The 12,784-nt window shown below is 58.1% G+C and carries 13 protein-coding genes; 4 read left to right on the top strand and 9 right to left on the bottom strand.

Going from position 1 to position 12,784, the window contains the following annotated elements; translation table 11 throughout:
- Positions 1 to 82: 82 nt before the first annotated feature.
- Positions 83 to 805: an acetoacetyl-CoA reductase gene (gene phbB, locus AC0V6V_RS09570; RefSeq protein WP_486165155.1), complete on the top strand. Its 723-nt coding sequence runs from the start codon at positions 83 to 85 to the stop codon at positions 803 to 805.
- Between the two features lie 9 nt (positions 806 to 814).
- Here phbB and AC0V6V_RS09565 read toward each other — a convergent pair whose 3' ends face one another.
- Both AC0V6V_RS09565 and AC0V6V_RS09560 read right to left on the bottom strand, forming a co-directional pair.
- On the bottom strand, positions 815 to 1,546 hold the full coding sequence (locus tag AC0V6V_RS09565) for a helix-turn-helix domain-containing protein (protein WP_486165154.1): 732 nt from the start codon (positions 1,544 to 1,546) through the stop codon (positions 815 to 817).
- A gap of 77 nt (positions 1,547 to 1,623) precedes the next feature.
- Entirely contained in the window at positions 1,624 to 2,229 is a 606-nt protein-coding gene (locus tag AC0V6V_RS09560; protein WP_486165153.1) for a DNA-3-methyladenine glycosylase I, read from the bottom strand.
- 98 nt (positions 2,230 to 2,327) lie between these two features.
- On the opposite strand from AC0V6V_RS09560, the gene AC0V6V_RS09555 reads away from it, so the two are divergent.
- Both AC0V6V_RS09555 and AC0V6V_RS09550 read left to right on the top strand, forming a co-directional pair.
- Entirely contained in the window at positions 2,328 to 2,561 is a 234-nt protein-coding gene (locus tag AC0V6V_RS09555; protein ID WP_486165152.1) for a ribbon-helix-helix domain-containing protein, read from the top strand.
- Position 2,562: 1 nt separating this feature from the next.
- Positions 2,563 to 2,979 carry a GNAT family acetyltransferase gene (locus AC0V6V_RS09550; protein WP_486165151.1) on the top strand — a complete coding sequence of 139 codons (417 nt, stop codon included), beginning with the start codon at positions 2,563 to 2,565 and terminating at the stop codon, positions 2,977 to 2,979.
- 13 nt (positions 2,980 to 2,992) lie between these two features.
- On the opposite strand, the gene murA is transcribed toward AC0V6V_RS09550, so the two are convergent.
- Positions 2,993 to 4,273, bottom strand: coding sequence for a UDP-N-acetylglucosamine 1-carboxyvinyltransferase (murA, locus tag AC0V6V_RS09545; protein ID WP_486165150.1), 1,281 nt, complete (start codon positions 4,271 to 4,273; stop codon positions 2,993 to 2,995).
- 102 nt (positions 4,274 to 4,375) lie between these two features.
- Between murA and AC0V6V_RS09540 the strand changes: the two genes are divergently transcribed.
- Entirely contained in the window at positions 4,376 to 5,272 is an 897-nt protein-coding gene (locus tag AC0V6V_RS09540; RefSeq protein WP_486166310.1) for a UTP--glucose-1-phosphate uridylyltransferase, read from the top strand.
- Between the two features lie 121 nt (positions 5,273 to 5,393).
- Here the strand turns inward: AC0V6V_RS09540 and AC0V6V_RS09535 are convergent, their stop codons facing one another.
- The 6 genes from AC0V6V_RS09535 to AC0V6V_RS09510 form a co-directional block, all read right to left on the bottom strand.
- Positions 5,394 to 7,172, bottom strand: coding sequence for a flotillin family protein (locus tag AC0V6V_RS09535; RefSeq protein WP_486165148.1), 1,779 nt, complete (start codon positions 7,170 to 7,172; stop codon positions 5,394 to 5,396).
- A gap of 36 nt (positions 7,173 to 7,208) precedes the next feature.
- The gene (locus AC0V6V_RS09530) at positions 7,209 to 7,868 is read right to left on the bottom strand and encodes an OB-fold-containig protein (RefSeq protein ID WP_486166078.1); all 660 of its coding nucleotides are present in this window, start codon (positions 7,866 to 7,868) and stop codon (positions 7,209 to 7,211) included.
- A 180-nt stretch (positions 7,869 to 8,048) separates the two neighbouring features.
- Positions 8,049 to 9,341 (bottom strand): cytochrome P450, encoded by a 1,293-nt coding sequence (locus AC0V6V_RS09525; protein ID WP_486165147.1) that lies wholly within the window; start codon positions 9,339 to 9,341, stop codon positions 8,049 to 8,051.
- Positions 9,341 to 10,888, bottom strand: coding sequence for an acyl-CoA synthetase (locus tag AC0V6V_RS09520; RefSeq protein ID WP_486165146.1), 1,548 nt, complete (start codon positions 10,886 to 10,888; stop codon positions 9,341 to 9,343). Before AC0V6V_RS09520 ends, AC0V6V_RS09525 begins: the two co-directional genes overlap by 1 nt.
- 232 nt (positions 10,889 to 11,120) lie before the next feature.
- A complete protein-coding gene (locus AC0V6V_RS09515; RefSeq protein ID WP_486165145.1) occupies positions 11,121 to 11,819 on the bottom strand; it encodes a M23 family metallopeptidase in 699 nt (232 codons plus the stop codon).
- A gap of 172 nt (positions 11,820 to 11,991) precedes the next feature.
- A complete protein-coding gene (locus tag AC0V6V_RS09510; RefSeq protein WP_486165144.1) occupies positions 11,992 to 12,783 on the bottom strand; it encodes a ferritin-like domain-containing protein in 792 nt (263 codons plus the stop codon).
- Position 12,784: the final 1 nt, after the last annotated feature.

The following is a 12,784-nucleotide window of genomic DNA, read 5'->3' as shown; positions in this document are numbered from 1 at the left end:
TTTCGCGGGGTTTTTTGTTGCCTGACGCTACGGCAAGTCTATCCCTGAAAAGGATAAAACGACTCAGAGGGATGACAGGCATATGAGCAAAGTAGCAATCGTCACTGGGGGCACACGCGGCATCGGGGAGGCCATCTGCCAGCGTCTGAAACGCCAAGGCCATACCGTCATCGCCAATTATGGCGGCAACGACGAAAGCGCCCGGGCCTTTACCGAGGCAACCGGCATCCCTTCCATGAAATGGGACGTAGGCGATCACGAAGCCTGCCTCGAAGGCTGCGCCAAAGTGGCTGAAGAACATGGCGCGGTCGATATCGTCGTCAACAATGCCGGCATCACGCGCGATGGCACTTTGCACAAGATGAGCTTTGAAGACTGGAACGACGTTATGCGCGTCAATCTGGGCGGCTGCTTCAATATGGCGAAGGCGACATTCCCCGGCATGCGTGAGCGCAACTGGGGCCGGATCGTCAATATTGGTTCAATCAATGGGCAGGCCGGTCAATATGGCCAGGTCAACTACGCTGCGGCCAAGTCCGGCATTCACGGTTTCACCAAAGCTCTCGCACAGGAAGGCGCCAAGTTCGGCGTGACCGTCAATGCTATCGCTCCCGGCTATATCGACACCGATATGGTCGCCGCAGTACCAGAAGACGTTCTCGGCAAGATCGTCGCAAAGATCCCGGTCGGCCGTCTGGGCCAAGCCGAAGAGATCGCGCGCGGCGTGACCTTCTTCACCTCCGAAAACGGCGCGTTCACGACCGGCTCAACCATGAGCATCAATGGCGGCCAGCATATGTATTAATGGGGGCGGCTATTCGATAACGTAGCCTACCACTTTGAATACCCCATTTTCGCGCTCAATAGTTACGTCCTCGATCGCCGCTTCACGATTTTCAAACGCCGTTAGAAAGCGCACCCTGATATAGCCTCGCGCGGGCGCATTCAGGTGATCGACGGCGATGGCTTCCCTCTTAATCACTGCGCCGAGTGGGACCCTCGCCTGCTCGGATGCACTTTGCCATCGCTCCACCGTATTGAGCTCTTTAAAACTCGTCCCTGCAGCCTCAAAACTGTTTTCCCACTCGCCCGTATCAACCAATGCTAGCCAATCACTCGCAATCTGCACGTGAGCTTCGTCTCGGCTCGCAAGTTGGGCTGTTAGGCCTTTGTCAGCAGTATCCTTCTGGAAGTCGTCACCAGAAACTGACATCGAGAAAATGGCGGCTAGCGCGATAGAAAACATCATAACTCCTCCAATCCAAATGGCCCGCCTCCAAACCGGTCGCGGGATAGAAGGATCGTCGCGAGGAACGTGCGGATAGGCATCCCCTATTTCTTTGTATGCAACATTTTCGTCGGGTCGCCCCTCACACTCGTAGAGCAATCGCGCCGCCTCACGGCTACTCGTCACACCAAGTTTACGCCGCGCGGCGCGAAGACGCTCGTTGATCGTATGCACCGAAAGGTCGAGCGCGCGAGCAGTTGATTTCGCATCATGACCGCGAAAGATCAGTCGAAGGGTGTCCTTTTCCTTGTCAGTCAAAGTGTGGAGTCCACTATTCATGACCGTAATCTAGCCGCACTACCAAAGGCGGCCACCCCGAATTTCTTGTGTGGTGTCTAGGGCAAAATAAAATCTCGCCGTGCTGCTTCAACTTTGTCCCGCGCCGCGCAGCCAGGGGCATGGTCATTCACCAGGCCCATCGCCTGCATGAAGGCATAGGCTGTGGTCGGGCCAACAAACTTCCATCCGCGCTTCTTCAGGTCTTTGGAAAGAGCCTTGGAAGCCTCTGTGAAGCCTGGCATGTTCTTGCCATCCCACAGGCGATCGCGCGGCTCATATTGCCAGAAATAGGCTGCCAGAGAGCCCTCGTCCTCGACCAATTCGAGCGCGCGCCGGGCGTTGTTAATCGTCGCCTCGATCTTGCCGCGATGGCGAATAATGCCTGCGTCTTGGAGCAAGCGCTCGGCATCATCTTCGTCAAAATCAGCCACTTTGTGAAAGTCGAAATCATGGAAAGCAGCGCGAAAATTCTCTCGCTTTTCCAGGATCGTGCGCCAGCTTAGCCCTGATTGGAAACCCTCAAGGCAAATCTTCTCGAACAGGCGGCGATCATCGCCAACGGGATAGCCCCATTCGCCGTCATGATACTGCTCATATTGCGGTGTTGCACTCGACCAGCCGCAACGCTCAACCTCATCTTCACCCGTGACGATCTCGACCATTCTACCCTCCAAATTACGACGCGAGAGCACCAGATCGCCCAGCACACGTCAATCGCCAATGGGCAAGGCACAATCGGTGCGCTATCGCCGACCGCGCTATGGCGAACACACCCTATCACCCTCCGGTCAAACGCTCGGTCGAGATCGCCGGGCACAAGACCTCGATCAGCCTGGAGCCAGTATTCTGGGATATGCTGCGCCGCGCAGCCGAGGCAGAAGATGTCCCAATCAATGCGCTGGTCGGGCGGATCGACGAAGAGCGAATCAAGGCGGAGACACCGCCAGGCCTCGCAGGAGCGATCCGCATTTGGTTGGTAAGTGGGAGCCGATAGGATGATCAAAGTCGTCACCTATGGCGAAGTGCATTTCAGCGGTGTCGATCAATTGTGGCGCACTGTCTTTCCAGACGACCCGCCTCGCAATCAAGCCAGCTCTGCCATTCCCAAAAAGCTCGCCTTAGGCGATGAACTGTTCTGGGTCGCTGAAGACGCATCAGGCTCGGTTGTCGGCTCTATCATGGCCGGATGGGACGGGCACCGAGGCTGGCTATACGCGGTTGCTGTCGATCCAAATTGCCAACGCCGAGGGGTTGGCCGTAAGCTGGTCAATCATGCTCTGGCAGAGCTAAGCAAGCGCGGTTGCAACAAGGTGAACCTAGAAATTCGCGCCGGCAACGAGCCGGTTGCGGCGTTCTATCGGCACCTTGGGTTTTCGGTCGAAGAACGCATGAGCATGGGCCGGGAGCTTTAGCTCCTCGCCAATATCAGTCGTCCACCCGCTCAATATCCGCGCCGACCAACTGAAGTTTCTCCTCCAACCGCTCATAGCCGCGATCAAGGTGATAGATCCGGCGCACTGTAGTCTCGCCTTCCGCCGCGAGCGCCGCGATGATGAGGCTCATGGATGCGCGCAGATCGGTTGCCATCACCTCGGCGCCGGTCAGCTCTGAGGGGCCTTTTACAATTGCCGTACGGCCCTCAGTCGCAATATCCGCGCTCATCCGGGACAGCTCTGGCACGTGCATGAAGCGGTTTTCGAAGATCGTTTCTTTCAGCACGCTGGTGCCATGCGCCTTGCACAGCAGGCTCATCAATTGCGCCTGCATATCGGTGGCGAGGCCGGGGTAGGGCGCGGTGGTGAGGTCAGTTGCTTTCAGCGGGCCGTCGGCGCGCACTGTCATGCCGCGTGCGTCCTCTTCGATCTCCACCCCGATATTGCGCAGCGCGTTATTGGTTGCTGTCATTTCGCTGGCATTGGCACCTTCCAACCGCACTTCGCCACCCGTGATCGCCGCCGCGCAGGCATAGGAGCCTGCTTCGATCCGGTCCGCCATCACCTTATAGGTGGCGCCGTTGAGGCGCTTAACACCGTGAATAATCAGATCGGATGTGCCGATACCTTCGATCTCTGCGCCCATCGCGGTGAGCAGGTTGCACAGGTCGACAATCTCTGGCTCGCGCGCGGCGTTGAACAGCCGGCTTGTGCCATTGGCTAGCACAGCTGCCATCAATGCGTTTTCTGTCGCTCCGACAGACACCACTGGAAAATCAAAGTCCCCGCCCGGCAATCCTCCATCAGGGGCAATCGCTTTGACATAGCCTTGCGCCAGCTCAATCTCTGCGCCGAATGCTTCAAGGGCCTTGAGATGCAAGTCGATCGGGCGATTGCCGATTGCGCAGCCGCCCGGCATTGAGACGGTCGCCTCGCCCGCGCGCGCCAGCATCGGCCCAAGCACAAGGATTGAGGCGCGCATTTTGCGGACCAGATCATAAGGCGCGACATTCGAGGTCAGACGCTGAGCTTCAAAGGTGACGACGCGCCCAAAATCCTCAGGTCGCTTGCCCTGAATGCTCACCGAGACACCAAATTGCCCCATCAAATGTTGGAACCCGTCAATATCGGCAAGGCGCGGCAAATTGCGCAAGGTCATCGGCTCTTCGGTCAGCAAAGCGCACGGTATCAGCGTGAGCGCCGCGTTCTTCGCGCCAGAGATCGGAAGAGTTCCTGAAAGGCGATTGCCGCCCCGAATAAGCAATTTGTCCATCGCCATGCCTTAGCCAAAAACACGTGCCGCGCAAACGGCATCTCCGCCCGCTATGCACGCGCCAGTTGACGCGGCTCTGTTTGCGTCCGTATCCGTTGATCCATGACCAATCAAAACGCGACCGCGCCAAAACCGATCAACAAAGCAGTTTTCCCCGTTGCCGGCCTCGGCACACAATTCCTGCCTGCGACCAAAGCGATCCCGAAGGAATTGCTACCCATCGTTGATCGCCCGCTCATTCAATATGCGGTGGACGAAGCGCGCGAGGCAGGCATTGAGCAGATGATCTTCGTCACCGGCCGCGGCAAGACGGCAATCGTTGAACATTTCGATGTCGCCTATGAGCTCGAGAGCACAATGAGCGAGCGCGGCAAGAGTATGGCTGTACTGGAACCGACCCGCGCCACACCCGGCGACATCATTACCGTTCGTCAGCAAGTGCCAATGGGTCTTGGCCATGCGATCTGGTGTGCGCGCGCGATTGTTGGTGATGAGCCTTTTGCGATCTTCCTCCCCGACGAACTGATGATCGGCAAGCAAGGCGGCAGCGGCTGCATGAAGCAGATGGTCGATGCCTATCAGCAGACCGGCGGCAATCTGATCAGCGTGCTGGAGGTGCCGCGCGATGAAGTCTCAAGTTACGGGGTGATCGATCCTGGGGCTGAGAACGGGACGCTGACCGAAGTGCGCGGGTTGGTTGAAAAACCCCCGGTGGATGAAGCGCCGTCGAACAAGATCATCTCAGGGCGTTATATCCTGCAGCCCGAGGTCATGCGAACGCTGGAGACGCAAGGCAAAGGCGCAGGCGGCGAGATCCAGCTGACCGATGCGATGGCGCGCATGATCGGCTCGCAGCCGTTCCATGCGGTGACTTTCGATGGGAATCGCTATGATTGTGGCAGCAAATTGGGCTTTGTCGAAGCCACCCTAGCCCTTGCATTGGAGCGCGAAGATTTGGGTGCGGAAGTGCGCGCAATGGCGGAGCGCTTGCTGCGCTAGTGCTCGGCTTTGCAACAGGCCCTGATCCCTAGACATACCAAAAACAAAACCTCCCGATCAGCGTGAAGCCAACCGGGAGGCATGCGAGCTCGTGAAGACCGAGAGGCCTTCTTGATCGAGATTATTCGCCAGGCTCTGGGCTTGCGCCGCTGCCGCCAGCTGACGAGGCGCCGGGACTTGACCCGTGATCCGCCTCTGCTTCGATAACCTGCTTTTTAACATCGCTGAGAACTTCAGTCAGCGTTGGCGTATCCCCGTCGCCGGTTTCTTGCGCAGCCGCTTCGACGAGTGATCCGAGCGAGGAACCATTAAGGCCCAACTCTTTCATCAACCCGTCAAGCACCGGCGCCTGAGCGCGGTAGGCCAGTGCCGCAGAGACTGCATCGGTGGCAAGATTGCCTGAACCGCCGCTTGAACCGCTGCCATCATTGGCCGCGCCATTGCCAGAGCCGCCATTGGTGAGCCCGTCGACCTGAACGATCTTGATCGAGTCGATCGCTTCCATAGGTTTCGCGCTTTCACGGATAACCTCAGGCAGCACTTTGAGCAGGGCCAGCTTGGTCTGCAGGCTGATTTGATCCATCGAGAGGATGTTGGCCGCCTCATTGATCGCTTCCTGACCGGCTGCTTCGACTTCAAAGCGGACCCGGTCAGCCTCGGCGCGCAGGATTTCAGCATCCGCGTCACCTTTCGCCTCAAGCCGGGCTGCTTCAGCGCGGTTGGTAGCCGCATCTTTCTCAGCTTCAGCCTCGACCTTGATGCCAATCGCTTCACGCTCCGCGACCTTCGCCGCTTCGATCAGCTCGATCTTCTTCTGACGTTCTGCGATCTCGCTTTCACGAGAGGTTGCAACCTGCTCTTCAGCAGCCACCGCTTTGGCGCGGGCTGCGTCAGCCTCCGCCTTAGCCTGGCTTTCCTCACGGCTCTTGTTTTGAACCGCAATCTGCTGCTCTTGGCGGGCAATTTCGAGCGCTCGGGTCTGATCGATCCGGGCTTCCTCAACCAAGCGATCCGCTTCAATCTGCTGCGCATCGACCTGCTTTTTCGCCTCGATCTTCGCTGCATCGGCCTCGCGCTGGCGCTCTGCCTGCTCGCGGGCGATTTCCGCCATTTGAGCCGCGCGGCGCACCTCAACTTCGCGTTCCTGCGCAAGCCGTGCATATTCCTGATCACGGCCAATCTCGAACGATTTTGCATCAGCTTCGAGGTTCTTCGTTTCCATCTGAACCCGCGTGTCCTGCTCAATATCGTTGCGCAGTTTCTTACGCGCTTCAATCTGCTCAGTCAGCTTGGTGAGACCTTCCGCGTCAAACGCGTTGTTAGCGTTGAAGTGCTCAATGCTCGTCTGGTCAAGGCCGGTCAACGAGACCGATTCGAGTTCCAGACCGTTCATAGCCAGATCGTTTGACGAAACTTGCTGCACCTTTTGCACGAAGTCCGCACGCTGTTCGTGCAGCTCGTTCATGCTCATGCCCGCCGCAACGGAGCGCAGCGCATCGACGAATTTACCCTCGACGAGATCCTTGAGCATTTCTGGCTGCATGGTGCGCTGACCCAGGGTCTGCGCGGCCATCGCGATCGCTTCGGAGTCTGGACGGACGCGGACATAGAATTCCGCCTTCACATCGATCCGCAAGCGGTCGAGCGTGATCAGCGCCTCTCCATCGCGGCGAACAACGGCGAGCACCAAAGTGTTCATATTAACCGGCATGGTCTCGTGAAAAATCGGGAGCACCAACGCACCGCCATTCATCACGACCTTTTCGCCGCCAACACCGGTCCGCACAAAGGCGATTTCTTTCGACGCCCTGCGGTAAAGCCGCATCAGGAAACCGATCACGATGATGAAGAACAGCAGGCCTGCGCCTATCAGTATAGCTAAGTCAAAAAATTCTGGCATTTTCTCTCCTATGAGGTTTCAATTTTTGGGCTGGGCCTAGTTCAATTCGAGCAAGCGGTTTTCATAGCGAATGGCGAAGAACGTCCCTTCTTCGCGGCGCACCAGCAGGACTGTTTCGCCTTCACGCAATTCCGCGCTCGGATCATGGGGCTCAACCATGACAAAATGAGGTTGTTTGAAACGATCCAGCACTTTGGCCCGCGCTGGTGAACCGGCGCGAGCCGTGCCCGTCTGGATGATCGCATCACGCCTGATCAAACTGCTCAGCCCGACCGCGCTCGTCTCGTCCTTAGGCAGCAGTGCCCCGACAGGCCTGACGAAAGCAGCATTGGTGGGCACGGCGGCAATACCGGCAAGCGGCGCGGCCAGCCATGCGGGCAGCGGTGCGCCGAGCAAACCTGCGATCACGGACTGACCAATCACGCCAATTGACGCAAAGACCAGCAGCAGACCCGCAAGCCAGATCAGGAAAGGCACGCGGCCAAACCCAAGCAGGCTTAGCAACCCGTCCATAAACCCGCTGGATGTGATGGCCTCGATCCCATCAGCATCGACATCAACATCGAGGTCTAAATCGACGTCGACATCTGTCCCATCAAACATATCAGCCACGCCCACCACTTGCGCGATAGCAATGATTGCGAGCAGCATTAGCGCTATCGCAAATGGCAGGTTGTGTGTCTCAAGCAGGCTCAACGGCCCGTCGCTGCACCAATAGCAACGCCTCTGTTCCAAGTTTTTCCCATGAACGCAGTGTTAACACATGTTGCAAGCAAATAACAGAAAAATCGTAAACACAGCCCGATTAATGCGCCAATACCATCGATATTGTTATGCAGGCCTTGTTTTATTGCAAATACTCCCCATATCTAGGGATTAGGTGGCTGCAATTCGCAGCGGCAAGGCCTTTAAACCGCCAACAAATGTCGACTTGGCGCGTTTGGCCTCTCCTGCTGGCTCAACACTCTCAATCCGGTCGAGCAATTCTTCAAACAGAATGCGCATTTCAAGGCGCGCGAGATGCAAACCGAGGCATTGATGCGCGCCCGCGCCAAAGGCGAGATGCCGATTGGGCGAGCGGCCCGCGTCAAAGCGCCGGGGATCAGGAAACTGCGCTGGATCATGATTGGCCGCGACATAATTGATCATCAGCCAGTCGCCTTTACGGATCGTCTGCCCACCTAGCTCCACATCCTCCGCCGCTGTGCGCATGAAATGCTGCACCGGAGAGGTCCAGCGAATCGCCTCCTCAACGATCCCGGGCAGTAGGCTGCGGTTCGCCTTTACCCGCGCAAATTGCTCTGGATCATGGGCCAGCGCCATCATCGCACCCGCAGTGGACGCGCTGGTCGTATCATGCCCGGCCGCCGCCAAAATGATGTAATAGCCCATCATATCGCGGTCGCTCAGCGGCGCGCCATCAACCGTCGCATTGGCGATTACGCTCGCGACGTCACCGGTCGGCTTGGCCCACTTCTGCGCGGTAATTCCGGCGAAGTAAGCCTCAAAATCCTTCACTGCACCCGCGACCAGCTGCGTGATCTGCTCCGGCGTCATATTCGCCATGCCTGACTGGTTGAGATCATCATCCTGCCCGCCAAACATCTGCTGGGTCAGCATCAACATGCGCGGCTCGTCCTCTTCCGGCACGCCAAGGATCTGCATCACCACATGCAATGGATAAGGCGCGGAGACGAGCTTTACGAAATCAGCCTCTGGTCCAGCCGCAATCAGCCGGTCGACCGTGCGCTTGGCCAGACTGCGGATCTCCGCCTCAACCGTTCGCAGGTTCTTAGGCATGAACCATTCCTGCGTCAGCTTGCGGTATTTCATATGGATCGGCGCATCGAAGGTGACGAGGCTGGCAACCATATGCTCGCTGCCGCCGGTCATGGCCTTGGCAAACTCGATCCCCTCATTGAGCGAAAACACTACTGTTTGCGGATTGTTGAGGAAGGTTTGATTGTCCTTCGACACCTGCATCACCGCATCATAGCTGGTCACCAGCCAGAACGGCCGGTGAAAGCCTTCTTGCCCTTCGATCCAGGCCACCGGTGTTTCCGCTCGGATCGCATCGAACCGGTCGAGCAGACTGTCCCATTCAGCATAGCTCGCTGGGTCAATAACCGCGCGGGCGAGCTCCGCCTCCAGCACCGGGGCGCTCGCCATCAGGCCGCACCCGCTTTTGCTTTGGCCTCATATTCATCGCGCAGCTCTCGCTTATAAAGCTTTCCATTGGCCTCGCGCGGCAGATCGGGGCGAAAATCGAACAGTTTGGGCATTTTGATGCGCGCGAGATTGGGCGCAAGAAACTCGCGCAGTTCCGCCTCCAGCTTTTCGCCAGCATCGCCCATGTCCACCGGCTGCACCACGGCGACGACTTTCTCGCCCAAATCTGGGCAGGGCGCGCCAATCACCGCGGCATCCATCACCTTGGCGTGGGTTTGCAGCAGGTTTTCGACCTCCTGCGGATAGATATTGACCCCGCCAGAAATGATCATGTGGCTCTTCCTATCGGTCAGATAGAGAAAGCCGTCTGCATCAACATGGCCAATATCACCCAATGTCATCCACCCTTTGGGATGCATCGCCTCAGCGGTCTTGTCGGGGTCGTTGTGATAGGTCGGCAGGATGTCGTTCTCGAAATAGATCAGACCGTCTTCGCCTGCGCCAACTTCTTCGCCGTCGGGGCCGCAGACATGCAGCTTGCCATGGATCGCGCGGCCAACGCTGCCAGGATGGGTCAGCCAGTCCAGCGCCTTCACCAAGGTCATGCCGATGCCTTCGCTGCCCGCGTAATATTCATTCACAATCGGGCCCCACCACTCGATCATCTCGCGCTTAATCGGCACAGGGCACGGGGCGGCAGCATGCAGCGCGCGCTGGTGACTGGAGAGGTCGTATTTTGAGCGCGTCCGCTCATCCAGTTTCAGGAAGCGCACAAAATGGGTCGGCACCCATTGGCTGTCGGTGATCTTATATTTCTCGATCGCGGCGAGCGCGTTCTCTGGATCAAATTTCTCCATCAGGACGACCGTCCCGCCGAGGCGGTGCACGGTTGAGCACCAGCCAATGGGCGCGGCATGATAGAGCGGCGCTGGTGAGAGATAGATCATCGAGCCATCCGCCGGCATACCAGCGCCCATCATACCCAGCGCCATGAGCGGATTGGGCGCCTGCGGATCGGGATCTTCCGGCGGCGCGGGTCGCACGCCCTTGGGCCGTCCCGTGGTGCCGCTGGAATAGAGCATCACCAAACCAGCGGTTTGCTCAGCCAGTGGCTCTGCACTTTGCGCGCTCAATGCCGCGCCGAAATCCTGCGCATCGCCGCTGTCCATGATCAGCATGTCGAGGTCGGGGCATTCCGCTCGCACTGTCTCCAGCACATCCGCGAATGCGCCCGAAGTGATCAGCAGCTTGGTCTCGCTATCCTGTAAGATATAGGCGATCTCTGGCCCGGTCAGCCGAGTTGATATTGGCACCAGCATCGTGCCTGCGCGCTGCGAACCCCAGATGATGGTGAAGTACTCCATCCGGTTTTCCAGCAGAACTGCGAAGGCTTGATCTGGGTTCACACCGCGCGCGCGCAGCAGATGCGCAAACTGGTTCGCCTGGCCCTCCATCTCGCCAAAGGTCACCGTCTCGCCGCTGCTCGCCATGATCACGGCGGCTTGGTCAGGTCGGTTTTGCGCATGCGCAATTGGATGCAGGCTCATCGATATCTCTCCCATGCGGCCATTGAGGCCGTCAGTTGCGAGACGAAACCTAGCTTGCGCGGCGCAGCCCGCAAGTCAATTCGCAGAAATAGTGGGTGCCGTTGAACGAGCAGGAGCGTACCAAGAAAAAAGGCGGCGGGATAACCCGCCGCCTATGCTCGAACACCCTCTCCAATGTTCGATCCCGCGTTCAGCGGGGAAACTCTTAAAAGCGCGCTAAACCGCTAAGGGCTTATTCGCCGCCGCGTCCTTCAAGGACGGCTTGGCGGTCGAACTGCTGCTGCGCCTGTGTCTCTACCATATAGGGAATAGGATTGACCGCAACCCCGTCGATCCGGACTTCATAATGAAGGTGCGGACCAGTGGAGCGACCGGTTGAGCCGACATAGCCGATGATGTCGCCCTTTTTCACACGCTCACCAGCGGCAACCGCCAGTTTCGACATGTGAGCATAGCGCGTTTCAAGGTCAGCGCCGTGATCGATGCGAATGTAAAGGCCGTAGCTAGAAAACCACTGCGCCTTGCCAACAATACCGTCAGCAGTTGCAAAAATTGGAGTGCCCGTTGGCGCGGCAAGATCGACACCTTTATGAGCGCGTCGTTGGCGCAGCACCGGGTGATTGCGCATGCCGTAACCGCTGGTCAGCTTGAAACCGTCCAAAGGCATGCGTGACGGGATAGCGATGCTCGGCTGCTCAGTCGGAGCGTTTGGCCCTGCGCTATCAAGCGCTTGCCAATTGGCGAACAGCTGCCGGAATTGCACGTCGCCGCTCGTCAGATTGTCATCCTGAGCAGCGCGGATCGGTTCGCTGATATCAACAGCTGCGTTAGCTGAACTGTTAGCTGAAGCTGGCGCTGCAGCTAGAGTAACGGTTGCCAATCCTGCAGCGGCTAGCGCTTTTGCGAAATGACGCTTCTTGAGCGTAAACATGAACGACCCGGTCCTTCGTCTAGGCGCTTCGACGCCTTTAATACCCCAAACGCCAAATTTTCTGGCGTTGCCGCGGAACTTTCCGAAGCCAGGTACGTAATGATCCTAGTGGCAAAACAGGCTCTGTTCGCCGCGTTGTGATGGTTATCGGGCTCAAATCTTAAAGAGCAACTTAACTGTAGAAGTCCCGCGATAAACCGGCTGCAAGACGGGCTGAGTCGTTAAATGGCGGCTTAACGGCGCCCCGAAAGTAAGTTTTCACTAACCTTTTCCACGTTGATTCGGGCGCTTCCTGCGCCTTTTCGGCCAATGTGATAAAGTGTTTGGTGCCAAACGCGACATGGCGAATTTCGTCGTCAAGGATTCGCGTCAAAATTTTTGCGCCATTCTCATCGCCTGCTGCCCGAACCCGTTCCAAGGTTGCTGGCGTGACGTCCAATCCGCGCGCCTCCAGAACCATGGGCACGATCGCGAGACGGGCCAGGACATCATGCTTGGTCTCATCGGCGGCCTGCCATAATCCGCCATGCGCCGGCAGCGCGCCATAGTAGCTGCCCAGCGTCTTGAGCTTGCGATCGAGCAGAGCGAAGTGCATCGCCTCATCGGCGGCAACGCTCAAAAAGTCGGACACGAATTCCTCGCCCATCTGCTCGCCAAAGCGGCCCGCCATGTCGAGCGCAAGATCAATCGCGACGAACTCGATATGCGCCAGGCTGTGCCACAAGGCGATCCTTCCTCGCTCTGATCCGCCCTTGCCGCGCTTGGGCATTTGGCTTGGCGCCAACAGCTCAGGCTCGCTGGGCCGCGCAGGCTCATCTGGCATCGTGACGTCAAACTGCCACGCCAGCGCGCCCTTGTTCCAGCGGCGCACGACGTCGCGCGTCGCAAAGCATTTTGCGCGCGGATCAGCGGTCAGCAAAGCGCCGCGAATGGCGGAGGCTAAGGATGGCATTGGCGTTGGCATT

This window comes from Erythrobacter sp. S249, assembly GCF_057364975.1.
The sequence above is the reverse complement of the archived record's forward strand: the minus strand, read 5'-3'. Positions and strand labels throughout refer to the sequence as shown.